The sequence below is a fragment of the Nonlabens sp. YIK11 genome, assembly GCF_001413925.1.
Taxonomy (GTDB): Bacteria; Bacteroidota; Bacteroidia; order Flavobacteriales; family Flavobacteriaceae; genus Nonlabens.
On the sequence record NZ_LBMJ01000001.1, the window covers coordinates 1,866,563 to 1,891,523 of the forward strand.

Sequence of the window (24,961 nt, forward strand, 5' to 3'; positions counted from 1 at the left end):
GTTAGAATTTATTGTTATTGAATGATAAGTTTGTAGCTCGCTTGCTTGTCGTTCTGGTTTACGTTTACGATGTAGATACCAGCAGCGATTTCAGGAAGCTTGATGCTTCTCACGTTTGCAGATTCCGTCAATTTGCTGGTCTCAAAAAGAACTTGACCCGCAAGATTTGTAAGAGAAACGCTGCTATCGCCATCCAGCTCCATTCCTTTGATAAATAGAGTGTTTCCTGATAGTGGATTAGGATAGATGGATATCGCTTTCGCGAAAGCGGAACTATCATCAACCCCTAATGTAGATTTGCTGAAAACGATTTCAAAACGATCTACGGCACCTGAGTTGGCATCTGCAAGATCGATATTCTTTGTGATTGAAGTAGACTCACCAACGGTCACCAAGTCAAAACTGTCATCCAGCTTGTCATGGAAATAGGTGTTGATTCCATCGACGCCATTAAGGTCTAAGGTGAAGGTGTAGTCTGCAGATTCTCCCACAAATACATTTAAACCGTAGGTATCACCATCTACAGGTACACTGGCGCGATTCACGATGTAATAAGCACCTTCATTTTCCCACGCGAGACTGTGTGATAATCCAAAAAACTTTGAAGTATCATCTGTAGTAAAATTAGAGTCATACTCTTCATCAAATCTCGCGATGGCGATATCATTTGCTTTACCGTTAGCCGCTTGTTCTTGAGTGGATAGATTAATAGTCAATTGATTGTTTACCGTAGAGTTTTTAGTTGCCACATCGCTATCGGCTACCTTATAACTTTCTTGAAATTGTAGCGATCCATTGCCAGTAGCATCTGATTGCACAAAGAATGACTGTCCTGGTAAGGCATTGCCCGTAATCTCAGACCCTGAAGGAACGGTTGGAGTCGCAAATTCATACAACACATAATTATTCGTGGTCGGATCCCACTGGTAGTATTCAGCAGTGTTCACGTTAGTAGCTCCCGCAAGTAGTGCCTGAACATCTACCTTTGATTGATAAGGGTTACCAATTAAAGAATAAAGGTTGGAACCTGCTAATGTAATTGGGCTGGCCGGATAGGTACCCGTAGCCAAAGTTCCTGATGCTCTTAAAATGGTTTGAGATGCTGGATCTGTATTAGTCGTTAAGTCTGTAGTACGATCGCCTCTTATGAACATACGATACGCATCACCTGCAACCGGCGAAATCGTGGTTAAATTGTCACCATTATCGCTGGTCAATGGAGTCCATGCATCTGCCGCATTGGTATAGTCATTCTCAAAACGGAATAAAGATGGGTTACCAGAGGTGGACTGGTCATAACCGTCTGCAGCTGTTCCACCTGTAATCTGCACGCCAAAACCAGCCGTTGCATCACCAGCTTCCTGCCAGTTGTCATAAATCGATCCTCTAAAGTTTACTGGTGCAGATACAAATCTAAATTTACGACCTGTAGTTGCAGGAAAGAATTTTTCTACCGTAACGGTACCATTGATGGAGCCACTAACTACTTGATCAAGAACGGCAGATTTACCTTCAGAACTTTTGAAGGTTAGCACACCTGTTGGGGAAGAACTGTTTTGGGTAGTTAAAACTCCGTTAGTCAAAGTGATTGTGCCGGTAAGATCAAGGTTTGTATTTAATAATACGCCTTCAGCATTATTGATAATAACATTTTCTACACTAACATCAGGAGACTTGAATAATTGAGAAGTGCTTCCAGATAAGTTGAGACTTGCTGTAGATAACTCTATGGAACCATCAACAATAATGTCTCCAGTTACGTTGAGTACATTGCTTCCCGCGTTAAGAGAACCGTTATTCTGTACAGTTAAATTTCTAACATCTAAGTCTCCAGAAAGTGTCAAAGCATCTTTTACTATTAAATCATCAGTTGCTGTTACGTTAGCTGTAGGGTCAAATTGTCCAGCACTATAAATAATAGGTTGATTAAAGGTAGGTTCATTATCAAATAAAATCCTTTCAATGATAATGGTTCCTGTTGGACTACCTGTACCTGTGAAGTTTCTAGCTTGAAATTGAATATCACTGATCAAGCCATTCCAACCAGCATCGGCAGTAAGATCTAAAGTGATGACCTGATAGGAGTTATAACCAGTAGGCTGCCCAACATTCATACCGGCATCTGCATTGGTAGAACTATTATATCTAAGTCTTAGTGTGCTGAATTGAGTGTTGTTTTGAAGAAATACATGAACATATTTGTTCGCAGCGTCCACTGAAAACACGCTTTGTTGAAGTCGTGCAAGATTTGTCGTACCATCTACGGTCCACTTTAAGGCACCATTAATGGTTTCAATACTGCTGCCTGCTTGTCCAATCCATCCTTCATCATTGGCATCAAGTTCAAATGTGAAATCTTCACGCTCTGCTCTGGATATAAAAGCTATACGATCAATTTCTACAGTACCATCTGATGGGTTGACTATATCTCCAGGACCTCTAAAGAATATGGTAAGATTATTTTGAGTAGCTCCTGGTGTATTATTGTTATCCCATTCAGAGTTATCTAAATCAAAAAAATAGGTGGTATAGGCTAGATTAAATGGTTCAACATCAAATGGAGTAAAACGAACGCCAGTAGTTTCCAATCTTTCTGATCTAACTTTCAATACTGAAACTTCAGAACTATTACGCATTCTAATCGCTAAAATAGAATTAGCAGTCGCATCAATACCTGCAGTTGTTGTTTCTAATTGTGCGTTTTGATCAGCTGTAAGCGTTAATGTAATGCTATTTGCATTAGTGCTTAAGGAAGCATTGTTTGCTGTCCATCCATCAGCAGAGTTGTTGAACTCAAAAGTTTGACAAACGGCTAGAACAGGAAAAACAAGAAGTAGGTAGAGTAGAAATGTTTTCATGAAAATTTATTTTAATTAGATGATCTATATGAAGAATCTCAATTGAAACTTGTTGAGACAAACGTCTTAATCCTTATTGTTCTTGAGTGCTTTACGTTGTTCTTTAGTAAGGATTTTATTTAAGGACTTGCGGTATTCTTTTCTTACCTCTTTCTTTTGCTCCTTTTTTTCATCATCTTTCAGATCATCTTCTTTATTTACAGAGCGTTGGCCTACAATTTTCTCAATTTCAAGGTCAAGAATCTTCTTTTGTTGAACTTCAGTTAAGGCAAGATCTGCAGAAATGGAGGATAGCTGTTCATTTAGCTCTTCTACTTTTTCTTGAGCTTTTTCCTTTACTTTTTTAGACTGAGCTTGTGCACTGAATGCAGTCGCTATTGAAATAAGTAATACAAATATTATTTTTTTCATCGTTTTCTATTTTAATGTATTTAAATCCAGTTTTCTGAAAAACTACATCGTTTTTCTTACAGGGTAAATATGATACATTGTTTCAAAAACGAGGTTTGAATACTGTCATATAGGGTTTGATTATCGTGAATTACAGGAATCAACTACACAATTGTAGTGAATTCACCGTTTTAGTGAAATACTTAGGCGTCTGTAGATGAAGTAGTTATAAGGTAAATTAAATCACTGACTGATTCATTCACTATATCACCCGATAAATATTTAGACTTTTGTAGAAAAGTTTCTTCGTTTTTTAAAGGAGATAAAATTCACGTGACTGAAACCTACATTCAGATCACTTTTAGTTATCGTTTGAGAACTTTAAAGGGTGTTGCATCTAATTTTATCAAATAGTACCCAGAAGGAAGATGCGATACATCGATTTGATCGTTGGTCCCTTTTTGCACAAGAATTTTTTGACCGGCCAAATTAAATATTTCTATTCTTTCCACTGGAGTAGTGCTGCTCCAGTTTACAATCCCATTAGTAGGGTTAGGGTATACCTTTAGAATGGGTTTTAGGATAGTTGTACTACTTGCGGTTGCCTTAAACTCAATGGCACCTAGATCAGGATTCTCATCTCGAGATTCTTTGTTAAAGTCGTCTGCAGGTGCGCTGTCCTTAATGGCAGTATCAATCGCTGGAGAGCCTGATTTTAAAGAAAAATCAAAATTTTCAGGATCAGAAAACTCAGGATCTATCATTCTAGTGTTTTCTTCTACGGCAACCGTGGCTGCGTTGGTGTTTATAGGACCTTTAGTTCCATATATTATATTGTTCTTTATCTCAATATTGGATTCCACGTTGATGGCGATCGCACTCTTATTCTGATCACTATCAATTACAGATATATTGTTGATGATTTTAAAATCACTACCACCTTGAATGCTTATACCTATATTACCACCGTTGTTTGAAGGTTCATTCAAATAGATGGATTTTGTATAAGAATTGAAATAGCACGTGTTATTGATCATGTCAATGCGTGTACCGTCGTTGGAATGTACACCGCTATAACCATTATAATAGCACAAGTTATTGGCAATGAGAATACGGCCATGAAGCCATCCCGTATCATCGTTTGGATTATTTGGAGTACCATTGTCATCCACATCATTGCGTTGTAAAGAGATTCCTTTTCCTTCATCTATAAACGGTGTGATTATATTTTTTGAAGGCGCCCAAGAATATATTTCGTTGTAATTATGGTGCACTCTATTGCGCTCGATAAAGATTTTATAATCATCATTGGTATCATCACCACTAGTAGCATTGGTAACCACCAGACCGTGTGTTCCAGAGTAGGACTTGCGAGAGGTGTTGGCTACTTCATTATCTGTAATTTTGATAAAATCGCAATCTGAAACGCGTAATCCATTGCCGGGAATTTGTCTTATCGTATTCCCAACAATATCTATATGGTGTACATTGCTCAAGAACATACCTCTAGTGTCTGTATAAGACGGTCTTGAGATGTTATTAAGCTTTGGAAATGTCATCTGTTCCACTTCTTCAGGAGTAGTTCCAGGTTGGACTCGATAGAGACTTTCAGTACTGTTTTCCTCGCGGTACAGGAATTGGCAGGCTTGTGCCGTGCTTAAAGGAATGTTTTCAACTTCACCTTCTATCAATAAGTCTGTAATACGTAGGTAGCTACTGTTGGTAACGCGCAAAATATTAGCACCATCACCTTTAAGTACCGTAGTGTCGTCAAAAGATGTCAAGGTGATGTAGGCGTTTTCAGTACCGTTTAAATTGTTGATGCGTACAGAGTTTTCCTGATGCCATAGCTGTGGATCATTGATATCACCGGTATAGCTATAATTAGGGTCATAACTCGCATTGGCATACACACCCATGATTTTGATCACATCTCCTGGTTGAACGATATCAACGGCATCGTCTATGTTTTTAAAAGGTGAGCTCGCACTTAGGCCATTGTTACTATTCAGGCCATTTTCTTGTGAGACATAGTAAGTGGTTTGCGCTTTCGCGAAAGCGAAATTCATCACCAACATTCCCAATAGTAGTCGTATTCTCATCTCAATATTTTTTCTTTAATGAATGGTTTATTCAAACTATTAAACCAGATCTAATTCAATATAATCTTCTTACTGGTAATCGAGTCGTGGTTAAGAACTCTCAAAATGTAAATCCCAGCAGCACCTTCAAGATTCACGCTCATGGTTGAATTTGCAATTCTCTTGTCGATAATGCGTCTGCCCAGGCTATCATAAATCTCTATTTTTCCATCGATCAGGTCAGGATTGCTCAAATCTATATTTAGCAGCGAGCGAGTAGGGTTGGGATACACCTTAAGATCATCGACCAATTCATTGATCCCAGAACTCAACACATCCAGAGCAGCCTTGTTGGAAGCTTCAGACTCATTAAAAGATCGATCTGTAACAGTTACATAATATTCATAAGTACCATCTTCATTCACCGTGGTATCTACAAAACTATTGGTTCTAACATCTGTGGCGATGATATTGAAATTGCTATCGCCATTGTCTGCCCTATAGATGGTATAGGTGCTAAAAGCATTGTCCTGAGAGGCTTCCCATTCTAATGCTGCAGTAAAATTAGGTGCGTTTGCCACGCTTAAATTGCCAACTGCAGCTGGTGGCGTTCTATCAATTGTAGTGTAAAAATAGTTGTTAGCTAGGATTGAAGAACCCTCATAAACCTCATAACCGGCTGATAAGCTTTTGATCCACAATTCTTCTTCTGCTACCTTTTCTTTAGCCAGTATTTCTTCTTCAGGGCTCAATGGTAGGTATTGAATGTAATCTCTGGTACAGTCGATAAATTGCTTTAAGGAATGATCAAAAAACGGAATAGGATTGCTGTTATCTATCGGTATAAACTTGATGTGGACCTTATCATTTTTATCCACATCGGGATGGTTCTCATCATAGTCAAAAAACTTGTAACGCACTGCCCAGCTGTAGGCAACATCGTTAATATATAAGGTGAATTTTTTGATTTCGCCATCTGGTGTTTCTCTAGCAAAATACCAATAGCGACCACCTGGATTGTCTAAATCCTTGAAATCATCCTGCTCATAACTTACGTTTTGAATCACAAGATCATAGTCTCGCGCCTCTGGATCTGGTTGTGATGTCGCAGTTCCTCCATCAAAAATCACATTGATCGTAGCCCACCATTTGTCATCAATATCATTGGCATTGCGTTGTGAGGTTTTCCAGTTAATGCGCAGCTCATCAGTAAGATCCTTGATTTTTACCGGCATCCCACATGTTTCTACATTACCAGGCTCATAGGAGTTATTAGCCTTAAAACCGCCAACCGTACCGCTGGGATAGCCGTCAAAGCTTGTACCACCTTGATTATTATAGGTTATGCTAAATGCAGCACCCTTTTTATCGACTTTGGAAGGGTCGTAAGTCATGGGCGAATTCTCGTCAAAAACTGGATTCGTCAGGCCAAAATTGTGACCTTCTTTTATAAGCGTATTTTGTCTGGTGATGGTAGTTGTTTGCGCTTTCGCGAAAGCGTAACACATAAACAAGAAGACTAATGGTAAAGTTATTTTCATGAACGGTATTCTTTGTTTCAAAAATAAACTTAAAGAAATCTATCCAGGTTCGACCATCGCCACAATAGGGTATAAATATTGTCAATCACCCTATATTTTAGCATGTTATCGACGTTATAGAACGCTTCGCGTTACCGTTTATCTATTTATATATGGCTCCAATCACTTGCAATTAGATAGGAGTCGAATTCAATCTCATAGTCATTTCAATCAATAACCAAGCATTTTAAACGATCTCAAAGGACGGTTTGATGCAACTTTTCCACCTGATAGCTAAATGGCTTTTACAGACCTTAATCTTTATCTAAATAATTAGGTATGCCGTCATTATCGGCATCGCCAGCACCTTCTTCATCATCTGGTATGCCATCGCCGTCTGCATCACGCACTAGAATGTTGTTCTTGTTTTTTGCTGATACCTCAAAAGGTTTGGTTTCCAGCAGCTTTATACAGCCGTCGCCTTCACCTAGAGATCGTATGTTTCTGGAGAATTTGTGAAGTAATGGTTCATAGATTTCTCTCTCGACCACGGCAAGATTTCTGGTCTCGTGTGGATCGCGTTCATAATCATAGAGTTCATAAAAATTCTCTTGACCTTCCTTAACCCATTCAATATAGCGGTATTTGCCCTTGACACGGTAACCGTAACCCAAACCGCGTTGACCTCTATAAAGCGTGATGGCGCCTATTTTCACTTGAGCATCAGTATCATTTAGAATAGGAACTAGACTGCGGCCTTTGATTTTTCTTCCATCAGTGCTTTTGGCATTTTTAGGTTGCTCTGGAATATCGAGTCCAGCCAATTCACATAGCGTAGGATAAATATCAATGGTCGATACGGCAGCAAATGATTCACCTTTTGCGTCCTTATTTCTAGGGTCGATAATCAATAGTGGTGAGGAAGAAGCAACCTCTAGATTAGAATGTTTGTTCCATCTACCATGCTCGCCCAGGAACAAACCATGATCACCCCAAAGCACGATGATGGTATTGTCTGCAACGCCTAGATCCTCCAGTTTTTCAAGTACCATTCCTACTTGTGCATCAACAAAAGAAGTACAAGCATAATAACCACGCTTCAATTCCAGCTGAAAATCTTCCTGAATCAATCCAGTTTCTGGATTCATGTTCTGCTTTACATCTTTTCCCTTGATCGCATAAGTTTTGAGGTCCTCACGACCTATGGGCGCTTTTTGATTGGCCGCTACTTTAAAAGCCGTGTTTTCATAGAGATCCCAATATTTTTTTGGAGCTATGAATGGCTCGTGCGGTTTTTTGAAACCTATAGCCATAAAAAATGGATCAGACTTAGTGGCTACTTGCTCCAATAGCTCTACTCCTTGCTTCCTAATGATGCCATCGATGTAATCCTCATCAGGTAAGTCTTGAAAATCCAAGGCTATATTTTTTGGGTTGTGGCCGCCTTTGGGAGAAATGTATGGAATGCTCCAGGATGCAGGATCATCGCCATCACCTTGCTCACCATCACCTACTGTTCGTGGATCGTGAATCTTACCTGCAGCAGCGGTCGTATATCCGTTGTTTTTAAAATACTCGGGTAAAAAAGTGACGTTGGGTAGTTTTTTTCTAATGGGTTTAAAACCTATCACACCAGTTTCTTCTGGCATCAAACCTGTGGTGATCACCGCTCTAGATGGCCCGCAAACCGCATATTGCACCTGGTGGTTTCTAAAGGTCACGCCGCGTTCTGCCAGCGCATCCATGTGAGGTGTGATCGCCTGTTCATCTCCATAAGCACCCAGATTGGTGCGCAGATCATCAACTAAAAGCAGTAGGACATTGGGCTTGTCCTTATTTAAATTTTGGGCAACGCTCTTTGTTGAAAAAACAAGCGCGGTTAACAGTAGAAGCAAATAGGGTTTCATAATTTGGAATTAAAATGGGTTCAACACTAAAACAGGTTAGTTAATATTTTTCTCAAAGTTGGTATGAAGCACTTGGTGTAGATCTTGTTTCGCTTTCGCGAAAGCGGGCTCATCAACAACATTTACATTTTCACGAGGATCTGTCCTATGATCATACAACATCCTGGACACGATGCTATCACTGTCATTTTTCAGAAATTCGGTATAGCTGTATCTCGCAGTTTGCACGGTATAACCATTTCCCTTTTTGATCAACACCTGTTCTTTGCCCGGCAGTTGTGGATTCTTCAAAACGGGAACCAAACTCACACCATCCAACTGATTCACAGGTTTTTTCAAGCGACATAAATCGGCTAGGGTAGGATAGATGTCTGTCAAATCTGTCAAGGCATCTGTGGTGAGATTTTTGTTTTCCATACCTGGATAACTAATGATTAAGGGCACTTTAGTAGAGGTTCTATAATTGGTAAACTTTGCCCACTGCGTATGTTCCTGCAAGTTGTAGCCATGATCTGAAACCAAAACCACGATCGTGTTTTTGTCCAGACCTGTAGCTTGCAGTTGTTTTAAAATCTTCCCTATCAAGGCATCAGTATAACTTACTGTGGCATAATAACCGTGGATCAAATCAATGGCGATTGAATCTGATACCTGACCTTGTTTGGGAATATTGGAATATGCCCTCATTTCTGGCCAGTTGCTTATGCTCATTTTAGGAGCATTTACCGGGATATAATTATAATTCTCAGGCTGTTTGATAGAGTTTCTATCGTATAGATCCCAATATTTTTTTGGTGCATTAAAGGGTAGATGCGGACTTATAAAACCAGCAGTCAAAAAGAATGGCTTGTTGGATTTTTTAAGTTTTTTCAGGTCTCTTATGACTTTTTCAGTCATCAAACCATCAATGTAAACGGAATCAGCCACAGCGGCACTTTCATAGGCAGGTCCCGTATCTGTAGCTTTATATTCTTTAATGTTTTCTGGATTTTGATAATCTTTCCAGAGCGATTGCCAGTAGTCTGTAGGCGATAGGTTTTGGTCATTTGGATCAAACGCATACGGTCTATAGATCTCGTCCCAATCTGATTCTCTATCGTCCAGATGGTGATAGACTTTTCCGTTGGAAATTGTGGTATAGCCGTTTTGTTTAAATAATTGTGGTAGTGTGATCGCCTCGGGCGTTTCCTTTTCCACAAATGTATTATAGTTCAAAAACCGATCTCTGGTGGGCAACATTCCCGTGAGCATGCTCGCTCTGGACGCGCCGCAAACCGGTACATTGCAGTAGGCATTGTTGAATTGCATACCACTTGCAGCTAGAGCATTGAGATTGGGCGATACAATATGGTCAGATCCATAGCTACCTAGTTCTGGACGTAGATCATCCATATAAAGCAATAGCACATTTAATGGTTTTTCCTCCAGTTGTTTGGTGGACTGGCAGGAATTGAATGTCCACAAAGCGCATACTATGAATAGGACTCTGATCATTCCATGATAGTAGTTAAGATCTCACTTTGCTGGTAACCTATACGATGAGCGACAGCATACAAATACTGACCCTTTTCAAGAGATAACTCACCATTATATACTTGCCATCCACTGTTTAAATCCAGGTTTTCTAAAGGCTCATTTGAAATGATGTACCCAATGGATGCTCCAGGCGTACTGCTGTTCAAAGTGACGCTGCGATTACTGAATTTGTCTCGTGTTAGAGTAACCGCTGAGGTAACAGGTTGCTCACCGCCAGGCCACATTTGCTCAATGAGTTCGCCTTCGGGCATCATGCCATAATCCATGTGCTCATTCCTAAACTCCAATAATGCAGATCGCATTTTAATTCGAACTTCAGCGTATTCTGGAAGATTGGCCAGGTTGTTCAGTCGATATGGATCGTTCTTGAGGTCAAACAATTCATCATTCTCTTTGTTTTGGAACCATGTAGATTGCACAGGATCTAACTTATCACTATCTCTTAAGTCGATCATTTCCTGCATCATAGGCATTTGTAAGCGGTATGAAATATCCTTGTACCAGGTTTTATCTGGAAAGTCGTTGATCACGTAGAGATATTCTTTGTTATATACTGCTCTGGATCGATCTGTGACTTCATCAAAACGGTCTGACGTGCCATATACAAAATCCCGTTTCTTTTGATCATAATCACCCATAAAAGCTTTTCCCTGCATCCATTCTGGAGATTCTATTCCCGCCAGGCTTAGAATGGTTGGAGCCAGATCTACAAAAGAAACTAAACGATCAGTTCTACCTTTAGTTCCGCGCAAATCCTTTACCATAAAAGGAACGCGCAAGCCGCTTTGATGTATGTCTCGTTTTTGTCTAGGTAATGGGCCACCATGATCGCTGTAGAAAAAAATGATCGTATTGTCATACAACCCATCATCCTTGAGTTGCTGTAGCAGCTTGCCTACTTGTTGGTCCAATAACTCAATATTACTATATAGTCGCGCTACATCATTCCTTGAAATATCTGTATCCTGAAAATAGGGTGGAAGAGGAACCTCTTTAGGATCTACCGTAAGCGGTAAATCGGCATTTTTCCAAATCTTGCTTTCATGCGTCACATCAAAATTGAAAACAGAGAAAAAAGGCTGTCCTTCCTTGCGGTTGCGCCAGTGCGCCTTTGCGTTGTTTTCATCCCAAACAGTAACTGGTGCTGCAAACTGATAATCTGTTTTTTGATGGTTGGAAGTAAAGTATCCAGCTTTGCGCAATAATTCTGGAAAAGCTTTTACATATTCTGGGATGACGGCTGCATATTCTCTTACAGGATTTCCTTCCAGATCTACAATTCCAGTTTCTTTGCTGTATTCGCGATTTCCCCAGGATTGAATGTCTTTTCCCGTACGCATGTGCATGGTTCCCAAACTAGTAGGATACATTCCCGTAATGATGGCAGACCTGCTAGGAGCACAAACACCTACTACGGCATATGCATTATCATAGACTAAACTTTCTGCCGCGAGTGAATCTAGGACTGGTGTTTTGGCCGTATTGTCACCGTAAAAGGATAGTGTCGGACTTATATCTTCCGTAACAATCCATAAAATATTAGGTTGCTTTACGTCTTTCTGAGTTGGGGTTATACTCGTCGCTTGTCGCGTTTGGCAAGAACAAATCAGGATTAAAAAACCTAGGTACAGTAATCTCATAGCTTAAAACGGATACGTTGCCTTCGATTGAAGGTCATTATCAAAAATCACTTGGTCGCCTTCTTGTTTTTCATATTCAAATGACTCAATCATGGACGGATTAGTTGGATAAGTACCATCTGCATAAGTTAATTGACGATAAGAATTATCAGAATAAACGATGATAGGCAAATAACCATTCACTGCTTCTTGACGTATGATCACTGGCGTCTGTACCACCGTAAATCTTGTTAGCACCTTCATGTCGCTGTCCAGCAAGACTGCCGTGCAACCACCTGATCCACAAAAGTATGGTGAGTTGAAATACACGAAATATTCATCTTGATCATCTCCATTGAGATCCATCGTTACCAACTGGAATTGTCGGTCATTTTCTGTCATATAAGAAAGTTCGTCCTTGAGAAAATCGGTCTTTAAAAAGTCAGCTACTTGAGCCACATTATCGTCCTGTTGGGTCTCATCGTTAGCAGTGTCGCTTTGTAACTCATTATTCTCTGTGTCGTCAACGACGGTAGATGATGTGTCATTCTTACAAGAAATAAGAAATAGACAAATGAGTAATAAATTCAAATATTTCATAATTCGATTTTGATGTCGTTCATTTTCTGATTTTTCACTTCAAAATAACCTGTTTTGGTTTCACCATCAACAGTAACTGTATATTGGTACAGACCATTAAAACCTCTTGAAGCAATAGGCTGGTCGTTAGTTCGCTTTCGCGAAAGCGAACTTTTCCAATCTCCATCCACTAGCGAGAAATAGGCTTTTCCCATTTCGCCTATGGTGCCATCTTTTTCATAGATGTCCACCTTGCCACGGCCATCTTCCTGAAAGCCCCAAAACATGAACTCTGCCACATTAGGATGCGAGAACGCAGCGATCATAAAATCCCTGGTATATTGTTCCCTAACGGCAGGATCCTGCTCGTCCATGGTAAATTCTGAGATACTGATGGGTTTGCCCAAGGTCGCATAGTAGTTGAGCAGCTCAACAACACGCTCTGGTGATGTCAAGTCGGTGCCCATGTGCGACTGTATACCTACGCCTTGAATGGCATCTGGAACGTTCTCGTCCACACGTTTGATGTAATCGTAATACCATTGCTGCTTTTGGGTATCGATGCCACCTTTACTGATGATACCGTATTCATTGACGAATCGCTTGACTTGCGGTGCCTTGTTCTTGACTATTTTGAAGGCCTCATAAAGAAACTCCTCGCCACCCATGATGTTCTGGAAATCCTTGTTAGTATAGGCCTCGTTGACCACATCCCAATGCGAAATCTTACCTTCTGTAGCTGCAAGTACAGACCATATGTGTTTGCGTACAATTTCTTTCACTTTTTCGGGATTGTCCTTGTTCGCCTCGACCTCGTCTGTATTGTATTGGAAACCTGGCCACATCAGCACGTGACCCTTTACGGTGATACCGTCGGCATTTAATTGATCGATCGCTTTGAGGGTTCTTTTGCGATTGGACTTTCTTGCCCAACTTTTTATTTTTAGATCGTTACCTAGAACCGTCAACCCAAACGCCTTTTTGAATCGATCATATTGGTTGGGATCGTTCAAAATCTCTTCGGCATGCATGGTGGCGCCAAACGGAAAAGCATGTCTTACCAGCGAGGCCTCAATGCTCGCGTCTTCTACAGGTTTTCCATCCTTTGTGATGGTGACCTGATAATCACTCTTGCGCAAGTGTTCGATGCGTTGATTGGCTTTTTGTCGCCACTCTGCATCTGGCTCCATGCCTTTGTAAGTGACGGCCGTTTTGGGCAGGTCTGCAAGCTGGGTTCCTTTTTCAAATATTTCGAATTTGATATTTTTTAGAGCAACGGCCTGTGGCTGGAATCCGTATTGTAACACGATACCCAGATCTTTTTTTGAGATATTCTCAGTTGCTTCAAACGGAATGTTATAGCGTTTCCAGGTAGAACCTATATTGAGCGTCCTATCCAGGTTTTCTTTAAAAGAGTCCGTTTGACGCAATTGGATCAACAATTTGGCCTCACCAGTTTCCTCGCTACTTGCGGTAGTTTTACCATCAAACGACAGCAGGAAAACCGTTCCTTTTGTGGCACTTTCTTTATTAATAGGCAAGGCGCTCGCCAGACTGTAGATAAATTTAGGCTGTTCAATAGTGGTGAGCGTCATCACCTCCTTACCGTCTACATTTTCAAGCGTGATGCGTCCTTGATCTTTAGTAGACGTCAGGTTGGAAAGCTTATCGCTATCAATGAGATCTTTCCCAGATAGGACAGGCTGCTGGGAAAAACCTGCCATACTGGTCAATAATATTCCTATATAAATGAACTTTTTCATAGTTTGTTCTCGTGTTGTTTTTTTAAAGAGTAGGTGGTTTAGTTCGCTTTCGCGAAAGCGAAATACAACAAAGCTATTTCCCTATCAGTTTGCCTTTCTAGAAGGTCTTTTTCCATTTTTTTAATTCTTGCAACAATTGCTCCGTCTTTTCTGGCATGATCACGCTCAAATCGTTTTGTTCGCCAGCATCACTGGAAATGTCATATAATTCAACACGATTTTCTTCGTACCAGTGGATGAGTTTGAAATTTCCCTGTCGTACAGCAGAGGATTTTGTGTCACCGGTGTTTACAGGTCGTGCTTTGGAACTGTGCCAAAAAACGGTACGGTCATCCCAATGCGTTTCATTTTTCAAGACAGGCAGCATGTCGCGTCCGGCAGTAACCGATTTTTTCCCAGCCGTGAGTTGTGCCAGTGTAGGGAAGACGTCCATGAGCATGACTATACTGTTCTCCTCACGTGGCTGTAGCTGGTTCCACTTCACAAAAAACGGAACCTTGATACCACCATCGTACAGATGTCCTTTTCCTGCGCGCAGTGGATAGTTAGTTGTGGCGAGGCCACGTTTTTTAGTACCGTCGTTACTCAGACCACCGTGATCGCTGGAGAAAATGATGATGGTGTTGTCTAAAATCCCTTCAGCTTTTAATACCTCTAGCATGCGGCCTACGTTTTCGTCTGTATTTTCTACCATGGCGGCATAGGTGGCGTTATCCTGTCGCATTTTGGTACGGCCGGTTCCTTCCTCAATGTATTCTGGCATATCACCGTAATCAAAAGCGGCAATTTCCTTCTCGTTGCGATCTATATCAGGTTGTTTTGCCTCAAAAGGTTGGTGTACGTTATAAAATGCCAACATGGCCATAAACGGCTCATTTTTATCCCGACTTTTGATGTAGTTGATGGCTTGGTCAGTTAATACATCTGTAAGATAATCGCCCGGTTTGCTTATGGCATCCAGGTCTTTAATGGGATCTTTGTCAGATTCTCCTTTTCCTTTCTTGACATTGAAAGGTGCGATGTAGGAAATGGGCGATCCTGCATGACCGGCAGCGATGCTTGTATCAAAACCTAAGGTTTTAGGGTCTTCGCCTAAATGATATTTTCCTAAATAAATCGTTTGATAACCAGCATTATCTATGGCTCTTATGTAATTGCGATCATCAGGTAGGTCGTCGATGGAGAAACCATCATCGGGAACGTCACCATTTTGAACTGGATAATTACCGGTCAACATAGCAAATCGTGAAGGCACGCAACGTGGATAATTGGCATAGGCGTTGGTAAATCGCACACTTTCGCCAGCGAGTTTATCAATATTGGGCGTTTGATAGATCTTAGAACCGTTGATGCTCAAATCGTGATAGCCTAAATCATCGACATGCAGAATTAGGATATTAGGTTTAGAATTGGTGCTGGAACTTGAAGCCGAACTTGTACTTGAGTTATCTGGAATGGATTTACAGGAAATCACAATCATCATAGCAAGTAGTCCCAAGCTGAAAAATGATATAGACGACGATTTAAATATTTTCATTAGAGCATTTATTTTTTAATGAATTTCAATGTTTGAGAACCACGGTTGGACTGAATTCTTAGGAAATAGATACCAGAAGATAACGAGCTGATATCTATGGCTCCTGCATGGGATTCTTTTTTAATGATCACTGAACCATCAACGCCAAAAACTTCAGCAGACAGAATAGGCTCGATAGACCTTACATAAAGCATATGGTCAGTAGGATTAGGATAGATGCTTATATCTATTGCTTTTTGATCAGCATTGGATAAGGTATTTTTTACCTCGATCATCGTTATTGAAAACTTACGAATGGAATCTGAACCATCAACGATGTAAGAGTTGGTTTTAATGTTGTCGCTACCGTCAAAAACGGGACTTACAAAAGGCTCATTAGAGTGAATACGTGTAAGTGTTTGCTCACCATCGTAAGTAAACAGATTACCAAACTCTACTGGATTGATGTTGCTTTCATCGATGTTGATGATGAGCAGTTTTTCCGCCGCTGCGCTTTTGAACTTGAAGCCATAAAGCGCTGGTAAACCATCCATGGCTATTGGGTTATTGGCGAACTCAATTTCCTGAAATTCATCCATTCCAGCGCTGGCCTGAGCAATTAACCTGGAAGCAAGACCTATGGGCGCAAGCTTTAATTCACCGTTAGAATTGAGTACAGGTTGATCTGTAAGATGCTGGTAATGCAGTTGTTCCACCTTGTCACCGCGCGCGAGCCAGCTGTAGAGTAGTGCCGCATATCGCACGCCAGATGCCCAGGTTTCATCTGCATTAGGTTTAGTAACGCCATATTCAGTGATCCATAGCTTGTACGGTGATGGCACTCTATTGTAATCGTCGATCTTGTCGATAGGGTATTGGATGCTTTCTGCAATGGCAGCTTTCGCGGAAGCGATATCATTTATAGGCAATTGATTACCATAATTTTCATTGAGGTAGTGATGTTGCGTGATGGCATCAATTTGTGTGGCTAGTGTGGCGTAATCTGGATTATTTTCCAGTTCGCTACTTATGGTGTTGTTCCAAGACTCTCTTGAGCTGTTGCCATTGCCGCCTTTTGTGCCTATCATGGCAATTTTTACCTCGGGATATTTTGTCTTGATGGCCGTGACGATTTCTTTGCATTGTTGCAGGTAGAATCTAGCGCTTATCTCAATCGCCTCATTTTTATCGTTACTCTCAAAAGGTTGATTTGTCGCGCTATTCCATCCAGAATACCACTTACCATTGATCTCTAAAGTTTCAAATATTCCAGCTTCTTCATTACCAAAATAGAATTCATTGCCCAATTCAACGGCATAAGGCGTTTTGCCCAATCTGTTGAATTCATCCAGTGCCGCAATCATATCATCAATTTTAGCCTCTAGAGTACCTTGGCTTTTGAGTACGGCCTCACTGGCATTGACGTCAATTCCCGTGGCTGGAGTAGGTCGTGCGATATTGACGACATACACCGTTTTAGTGCGTGATGGAATGACCTCTATAAAAGTTGGAATCGTGACCACCTCGCGATTGCCATCAGGTTTGTCAGTTTCTGGAATGAATGCGCCTGTGCGCCAGTCCCAATAGTTGGCCTGTGTCCCACCAGGAAACCTGATGACGTCTGGATTAAGATCTGCAAGGATGGTCTTAAAATCTGCAGAAGCAAAAAACTGAGCGTTATCAGATCTTCTGTTGAAACCAAAATCAATTTTTGATTTTGCTCTGATCGATGGATTCAGGTTTGTTGTAACCTGTGCAATGCTTGATGATCCTACCAATAACAGGATCACCAAAGCGACATTTCTACCTACAGATGTACTATTCATAGTCTTGCTTAATATGCATCAACAAGATACTACTGGATAAGCTGTACACAGGTTCGTTTAAAGTTGGGATAGGTCTAGTATATGCCTTACGGGCTTAGTTTTTATCCTTTTTGTTCCCAGCTTTCTTTTTTTCTTTCTGCTTTTGCTCTGCTCTGTAATTTTTCCAAATGTCCATTTTCTCTGGAACCAGATATTCCTTTTTCCAGTTTTTTAGGATTTTGGTAAGCTCCGCTGTTTTTGCAGGATTGGATTGTGATAGGTCGTTGAGTTCACCACCATCTTCTTTTAGGTTATAGAGTTCAGATTTTTTCTCCTTGTTGTACACGACCAACTTATAATCTCCAGAACGCACCACACTCATGTTAGCATCTCCAGTGGAATGTGGTCTCGCCTTACGAGAATTCCAGAATACGGTTCTATCGCTCCAGTTGTCCGTACCGCGTAGAACACCTTCAAAACTCTTACCGTCAAGGCCATCGATTTTCTTGTCGATGGTAAGGTCCAACAAGGTTGGGAAAATATCCATTCCTAAGATGATGCTTTCAGTATCAACTCGTGGCTGTAATTCATTGGCCCATTTTACAAACAGTGGTACTCTAATACCACCTTCATATAACCAACCTTTTCCAGCCTTAAGAGGCAAGTTAGAAGTAGCAAGTTCGCGCTCACCTTTATTACCATCATTCGACAATCCACCATGATCACTGGAAAATACGATGATGGTATTTTTATCAATGCCTAAGTCCTTAAGCGTTTGCATCAAGCGACCTACATTTTCATCCACATTCTCTACCATACCGGCATAATCTGCGTTGTCTTGATGTTGCTTGTTGCGTCCTGCACCTTGTGGCAGGTAATCTGGACCCTCAAAAGTCATGGACTCCAGTTGTTTTTTATTTCTTTTCTTGTCCTCTTTTTTAGCTTCTAGAGGTGTGTGCACGGCATAGAAGGCAAGTACTGCCATGAAAGGTTTTTTACCAGCCTGATTTTTGATAAAATCAATGGTAGCGCCTGTCATCACATCACTAATGTAATCACCTTCCTTACTGTCTTCTTGAACATCTGGTACGATTTCCTTAGCTTCCTTTCCATTTGCCTTGACGTTAAATGGATAGTAGCGCTGGCCTACACTTCCAGCTTTTCCAGCTGCATAGGAGTAGTCGTAACCAAAACCTTTGGGATCACTATCACCTTCTCCTAAGTGCCATTTGCCTATAAATGCCGTTTCATAACCAGCATTGTCAAATTGCTTGACCATGTTTTTTTCTTCTGGAATACCGCCTAGATGTCCTTTATCCTCATTGACTGGATAGGTTCCCGTCATCATTCCATATCTGGATGGCGTGCATCGTGGATAAGAGCTGTAGGCATTGGTGAACTGTACCGATTGATTGGCAAGTGCATCAATATTGGGCGTGTTATATAATTCTGAGCCTGTGATACTCAAGTCGTGGTAACCCAAATCATCTGTATGAATGATCAATACATTGGGTTGTTGCTGCGCCTGGGCGATCACACCCATAAAACATGCTAGCAATAATAAAAGTTGTTTTTTCATAAGTGTGTTTTTTATTTCGCTTTCGCGAAAGCGTAATTAATTTTCTCTACCATTTAAATATCCAGCATCGTGCCATAATTCCAACGGAATCAGACCTTTTACTATCGATTTGGAGGACTTTGTAAATGGGATTTTAGTTTTGCCTTGTGCTGGGCAACCACCTCTCTATAAGCAGGATCGTTTACAAGATTTTTAGTTTCCAGTGGATCTGCTTCATAATCATAGAGCTCACGACCCACGATGTTATCCTCTTTGTAAGTATCATAACTGCGGTAGTCATTACCGTGCCATTCTGTGTAGCGATAACGATTAGTGCGCACACCATACCCCATGCGAGGACCGCGTTGATACTGGTGGTAGGCATAATCCATCTCCAGGCTTGTTTGAGGATCGTTGTCTAGAACGGGCACTAGGGATTTACCATCAGTCTGGGAAGATTGAGGCACACCAGCGAGTTCAAAAACCGTAGGAAACAAGTCCACTAGGTTGACGGGTGCGTCATTCTTCTTGTTCTTTGCCACTCCAGGTCCAGCAAACATAAACGGTATGTGTGTGGCCTGCTCAAAATTAGAGTGCTTGCACCATTCTGTATGATCACCTAAGTGAAAACCATGGTCACCCCAAAGTACTATAACGGTATCATCTGTGATTCCACGTCGATCAAGATCGTCTAGAAGCTTTCCTATTTGAGCGTCTATATAAGATATACACGCCATGTAGCCGTGGATCAATTCCTTTTGCTTTGCAATAGGTAGCGGGTCACCTTCTCTTAAAGAATTATCGATATCAGAATATGCCCTCAACTCACCAAAAGAATGAAAGGCAAATTTAGGAGTGCCTTCAGAAAGCTTCTGAAATTCAGCCACTTCAATGTCATCTCTATTGTATAGATCCCAATATTTTTGAGGAGCTACAAAAGGTAAATGTGGCTTTTGATAGCCAACTCCCAAGAACCAAGGTTTAGATCCATTTTCCAAAGCGTCTAGCTTCTCCAGAGCCTCGACCGTGTACAAACCATCCTGATATGCGGTATCTGGAACATCTGCACTTTCTGTACTGGGTTTGAACTTTTTAAACGCATAGTTACGTTGTTTGCCGTTTTGTTTCATACCCTTTTTTCGGGCTTCTTCAATTAGCTCGTCATACTTCGCTTTATTGGCTGGATCTTGATAATAAGAGAATGCTGGCTCGCCATATTTAGGATCATAGTCATCTGGTAAGGTATGTGGAATGGACCAACTTTTACCATCGTGACCTTCGGCAGAAGATCCTTTGTGGTAAATCTTGCCCACTGCCGTCGTCTCATAACCTTGTTGTATCAAATACTCTGGCATGGAGATTAACGATGGTGCACTCTGTCTAAAATCTGTTTGTAGATCCCAAACCTTTGTACGATCTGGTTTTGTACCTGTCATAACGCTGGCGCGCGATGGGCCACAAACGGCATATTGCACGTGAGCATTAGTCAAGGTAACGCCCATTTTTGCCAGCCGATCAAAATTTGGGGTTTTCATCTGGCTGTTACCGTAATTGGAGAGCAACGGCTTTAAATCGTCCACTGCGATAAAAAGAATGTTCTTTTGATCACCGGTGGAAACTTGTGTGCTTGCTGCCGTGCTACTCTCTGTTTGAGTAGCGGTTTTTTGAGCATCACAGCTAGTCAAAACGATTGCTACGGTAAGCGTAAATAATCTTAAGATATTTTTCATAGCATGAATCTAGGATCTCTAGACAATTTGTTTTTAGAATAAATTTTATTAATCTGATCCAGTAAGTACGTCTTGTACACTGGTCTCGCTATCTTTTTGGTCTACGATAGAGCCATAATCAGTATCCGTTATCTTTCTGAAATCTTCTAACGATCTGTTGTTTTCATATTTGGTCATCAACTGTGCCAGCTGATTTTTAAGTTCCACAACGGTGTCCTGATAGGCTGGATCATCAATAATATTATTCATTTGCTTGGGATCTTTTTCTAGATCGTAAAGTTCCCATACGTCAATGTTGTAATAAAAGTGAGCCAACGTGAACTTAGGCGTTCTTATCCCATAATGCGGTTGCACATGATGCCAGTAAGGCCACTCGTAGTAGTGATAATAGGTGGCTTGCTGCCAGTCATCTGGAGTGTTGCCTTTCAATAAGGTTTTAAAGCTTTTACCGTGCATATCCTGATCGGTTTCAATACCGGCAAGATCTAAGAGTGTAGGAGCAAAGTCGATGTTTGCAATGACGTCTTCATTTACAGTTCCTGGCTTTACAACACCTGGGTACTTTACAATAAAGGGCATTCTAACGCTTTCTTCATAAATAAAACGTTTGTCAAAAAAGCCGTGGTCACCTAAATAGAACCCTTGGTCAGATGTGAGAACGATGATGGTGTTATCTGCCAGATTGTTTTTATCTAGATATTCCAAAACTCTACCTATGTTGTCATCGACAGACTTCACACAGGCTAGGTAATCCTTAATGTAGGTTTGATATCTCCATTTTCTTCCTTCTTCGGCCGTCATTCCATCTGGCTGTACGATTTCACCTTTTTTGGCACCGTAAAAAGCCCACTCAATCTTTTCTCTTCCCTTTAGGTTTGCCGGTTCCTCGTACTTCATATCTCTGCGCGAGAAATAGTCCATAGTCATTTCAGTATCTCCGGCGGTAAGTTCGCGACCTTCATAATCATCATTGAAAGTTGCTGGATAAGGCATTTCCATATCTTCCCATAGATCCTCATATTTTTCATCTGGTTCCCATGGTCTATGTGGTGCTTTGAATTGCAGGATCATCATAAAAGGATCTTGCTTCTCGCGGCCAGCTTCCAACCAGTTCAGAGCAAAATCTGCACTTAAATTAGTGGCATAGCCCTTTTCTTTGACGTCCTCACCATTCTCATTATATACAGGATCCCAATAGTGTCCCTGTTGACCAGCGCTATTGTGATACTTGAATGTATCAAAACCTACAGGCTCAGTACCTAGATGCCATTTACCAAAAAGTGCTGTCTGGTACCCGTTTTTTTGAAACTCCTGTGGGAAAGTCCACTGGCTTGCGTCAAATTTTCCTCCACTTTCATTCTTATAGTAGCCATTGCGGTTGCTATAGTTACCCGTTAGGATCGCAGCGCGACTAGGACCACATATGGCATTTGTACAAATGGCATCCTGAAATAACATTCCTTCACGAGCAAGTCTGTCGATGTTAGGAGTAGGAGCGATGTCTTTATAAATACCACCATAGGCACTAATGGCTTGTGTGGTAAGGTCATCTGCCATGATGTAGATGATGTTGGGTCTACTGGTCTCAGCTGTTTCACTTTGAGCCATAGCCAATTCTGGCGATGTGTCTGAAGTATCGTTCTTGCAGCTCCACAGCGTTAGAAGTAGGGCAGTAATTCCAATTATATGTGTTTTTTTAAGACTCTTCATTAGTTTGCTTTTTCAAGGGTGATGGAATTTGAAGCTGTTACATTGACTTCTTGCAAGACTTTATCATCGCTGGAATTTCCTACCATGATGGTAAAATCTCCTTCTTCAATGACATAGTTGTAATCACGATCATAAAGTGCAAATGCGTCTGCATCTAGCTCGATGGTTACTTTTTTAGAAGCTCCAGCGTCTATGGCTACTCTTTTGTAACCTTTAAGTTCTTTTACGGGTCTTGTGAAAGAGCTTATGTTGTCACGAACATAAACCTGTACCACTTCTTCACCATCCATTTTACCGGTATTCTTGACATCGACGGTAACCTCAATTTTGTCATCCTTACTGGAGAATGATGTTTTAGAAATACTAGGTGCGCCCATTTCAAAAGTGGTGTAGCTCAATCCTTGACCAAAACGGTGTAGCGGTACCTTTTTCTCCGTATTATACTTATGGATGTACGCTGTTGGTTTGTGGTTGTACACCATTTGCAATTGACCTACACTACGCGGAATCGTTAGTGGAAGTTTTCCAGATGGGTTGATTTTTCCAAATAGAATTTCTGCTGTGGCGGTACCTGCAAAAGCACCACTTTCCCAGGTGTTCAATACGGCGCTGGCGCGTTCTTCCAGTTCTGGTTCTGCAATAGGACTTCCTGAAACATAGACGACTATGACGGGCTTACCTAGATCAAGAATTTTATTAGCCAACTTCAGCTGGTTCCCTGATAGTTTCAAAGTAGCGCGATCTATGTTCTCTCCAGTGGTCTTACGAGGCCAGTCATGACGGAAGGAGTTTTCTCCCAAAACCAAAATCGTCATATCTGCACTGCTTGCTCTCTGGGCAGCCTTATCAATATTCTCGTCAGTAATCTCTTTGGAACGGTCGCCGCTGTCAAAGTAATCAACGCTGTAGCCGTTTGCCTCGCCTATTTCCTTGATTCCTTCATACATAGTGACTACGTTCTCTTCTGGCTGTGGTGATACCCAGTCGCCCAATGTCGTTTGATTATCTGCATTGGGTCCTGTAATGAAAATCTTTCCGCTAGATTTCAACGGCAGGATGTTCTTATCGTTTTTAAGCAATACGATGGATCTTCTGGCTTGTTCCAGGGCGTTTTGTTGGTGCGCTTTCGCGAAAGCGACATTCTCAACATTTTCTTCATCTACAAAAGGATTCTCAAACAATCCCATCTTGAACTTAGTGGTCAAGATCTTGCGGCAAGCCTCGTCAACTCTGGACATAGGCAGACTACCTTCCTTAACCAAAGCGATCACGTGCTTGTCAAAGGTTGGGCCGTGCATGTTCATGTCCATTCCAGCATCCACAGAAAATTCTACGGCTTGTTTAAAGTCTTTGGCGACATGGTGCCATAAATCGATGCGGGAAACGTCGTTCCAGTCGCTCACGTAAAACCCTTCAAATCCCCAACGGTCGCGCATCAACTCTGTCATCATGAACTTGTCCATGTGACCTGGCATACCGGCAACCTCGTTGTGGGCCGCCATGATGCTGTAGACGTTAGCTTCTTTTACGGCACGTTTCCATGGTGGTAGGAAGATTTCAAAAAGGGTGCGCTTAGAAACATCAGTAGGTGAGGCGTTAAGCCCATTGATGGATGAACTACCAGCGATGAGGTGTTTGGCACAGGCGATCACGTGGTCTGAACCTGCATAATCATCTGATTGCAATCCTGTAATGGCGGCAATTCCCATGTTGCCAACAAGATATGGATCTTCTCCATACGTCTCACCGGTGCGACCCCAACGTGGATCGCGCAATACGTCAATGTTAGGTGTAAAGGACCAGTGCATACCACTGGCTCTCATTTCTAGGGCGGTTTGACGACTACCTTCCTTGACCAAATCATCTGCAAAAGTCGCTGCCTGTGAAATAGGTGATGGGTAGATGGTAGAACCACTTACCAAACCATTACCGTGAATCGCGTCGATTCCGATCAATAACGGAATTTGCAAAGGTGATTTTTGGGCAAGTCGTTGTAGATAGTTGGCCTCTTCTGCAGTTACAACGTGAAGGAACGAACCTATATGACCGGCCTCAGTCAATCGTGCGACACTATCGCTGCGTACACCTGGATAGAAGCCTAAAGCATCGTTTTTATCCAGCTGTTCTGGAGTAAGCTTTGCTTCGGCCTCTTTCATGTGTTCCAGTCCTACGTACTGACACATTTGATACACTTTATCTTCCAGACTCATACGCTTCATAAGATCATCTACTCGATCTTCAATGGGTGCGCTAGCATCCTTGTAAAGGATATAGTCGGAATTTGCTTTTGTATTGCTGGTCATACTAGCGCAAGAGATAATCAAGGCGGTAATCGCTACTGCCAGTATGCCAAAATCTATTATTCTTTTTTTCATATCTTCTTTTAAAT

Annotated in this window: 15 protein-coding genes; all 15 read right to left on the bottom strand. The window is 41.4% G+C overall.

The genetic code is table 11. The annotated features are described in order from the left end of the window. Window positions 1-14: 14 nt before the first annotated feature. A complete protein-coding gene (locus AAU57_RS08455) occupies window positions 15-2,858 on the bottom strand; it encodes a T9SS type A sorting domain-containing protein (RefSeq protein ID WP_055412494.1) in 2,844 nt (947 codons plus the stop codon). 66 nt (window positions 2,859-2,924) lie between these two features. After that, window positions 2,925-3,269 carry a hypothetical protein gene (locus AAU57_RS08460; RefSeq protein ID WP_055412495.1) on the bottom strand — a complete coding sequence of 115 codons (345 nt, stop codon included), beginning with the start codon at window positions 3,267-3,269 and terminating at the stop codon, window positions 2,925-2,927. A 344-nt stretch (window positions 3,270-3,613) separates the two neighbouring features. Next, window positions 3,614-5,350 carry a T9SS type A sorting domain-containing protein gene (locus tag AAU57_RS08465; RefSeq protein ID WP_082438583.1) on the bottom strand — a complete coding sequence of 579 codons (1,737 nt, stop codon included), beginning with the start codon at window positions 5,348-5,350 and terminating at the stop codon, window positions 3,614-3,616. A 50-nt stretch (window positions 5,351-5,400) separates the two neighbouring features. Next, complete coding sequence (locus tag AAU57_RS08470) at window positions 5,401-6,870, bottom strand: T9SS type A sorting domain-containing protein (protein WP_082438584.1); 1,470 nt, start codon at window positions 6,868-6,870, stop codon at window positions 5,401-5,403. Window positions 6,871-7,163: 293 nt separating this feature from the next. Beyond that, a complete protein-coding gene (locus AAU57_RS08475; protein ID WP_055412498.1) occupies window positions 7,164-8,756 on the bottom strand; it encodes a sulfatase-like hydrolase/transferase in 1,593 nt (530 codons plus the stop codon). Window positions 8,757-8,792: 36 nt separating this feature from the next. Beyond that, window positions 8,793-10,250, bottom strand: a complete 1,458-nt coding sequence (locus AAU57_RS08480; RefSeq protein ID WP_055412499.1) for a sulfatase — start codon at window positions 10,248-10,250, stop codon at window positions 8,793-8,795. Beyond that, a complete protein-coding gene (locus tag AAU57_RS08485) occupies window positions 10,247-11,932 on the bottom strand; it encodes a sulfatase (RefSeq protein ID WP_055412500.1) in 1,686 nt (561 codons plus the stop codon). The genes AAU57_RS08480 and AAU57_RS08485 overlap by 4 nt, the downstream gene beginning before the upstream one ends. A 3-nt stretch (window positions 11,933-11,935) precedes the next feature. After that, complete coding sequence (locus AAU57_RS08490; RefSeq protein WP_055412501.1) at window positions 11,936-12,511, bottom strand: hypothetical protein; 576 nt, start codon at window positions 12,509-12,511, stop codon at window positions 11,936-11,938. Continuing rightward, complete coding sequence (locus AAU57_RS08495; protein WP_055412502.1) at window positions 12,508-14,253, bottom strand: endo-1,4-beta-xylanase; 1,746 nt, start codon at window positions 14,251-14,253, stop codon at window positions 12,508-12,510. The genes AAU57_RS08490 and AAU57_RS08495 overlap by 4 nt, the downstream gene beginning before the upstream one ends. Before the next feature lie 97 nt (window positions 14,254-14,350). Beyond that, the gene (locus AAU57_RS08500; RefSeq protein ID WP_082438585.1) at window positions 14,351-15,790 is read right to left on the bottom strand and encodes a sulfatase; all 1,440 of its coding nucleotides are present in this window, start codon (window positions 15,788-15,790) and stop codon (window positions 14,351-14,353) included. A gap of 8 nt (window positions 15,791-15,798) precedes the next feature. Beyond that, on the bottom strand, window positions 15,799-17,595 hold the full coding sequence (locus AAU57_RS08505) for a T9SS type A sorting domain-containing protein (protein WP_055412504.1): 1,797 nt from the start codon (window positions 17,593-17,595) through the stop codon (window positions 15,799-15,801). A 94-nt stretch (window positions 17,596-17,689) separates the two neighbouring features. Then, the gene (locus AAU57_RS08510) at window positions 17,690-19,153 is read right to left on the bottom strand and encodes a sulfatase (protein ID WP_082438586.1); all 1,464 of its coding nucleotides are present in this window, start codon (window positions 19,151-19,153) and stop codon (window positions 17,690-17,692) included. A 101-nt stretch (window positions 19,154-19,254) separates the two neighbouring features. After that, a complete protein-coding gene (locus AAU57_RS08515; protein WP_055412506.1) occupies window positions 19,255-20,862 on the bottom strand; it encodes a sulfatase in 1,608 nt (535 codons plus the stop codon). A gap of 48 nt (window positions 20,863-20,910) precedes the next feature. Continuing rightward, on the bottom strand, window positions 20,911-22,572 hold the full coding sequence (locus AAU57_RS08520; protein WP_082438587.1) for a sulfatase: 1,662 nt from the start codon (window positions 22,570-22,572) through the stop codon (window positions 20,911-20,913). Beyond that, window positions 22,572-24,947, bottom strand: a complete 2,376-nt coding sequence (locus tag AAU57_RS08525) for a glycoside hydrolase family 3 N-terminal domain-containing protein (protein WP_055412507.1) — start codon at window positions 24,945-24,947, stop codon at window positions 22,572-22,574. Before AAU57_RS08525 ends, AAU57_RS08520 begins: the two co-directional genes overlap by 1 nt. Window positions 24,948-24,961: the final 14 nt, after the last annotated feature.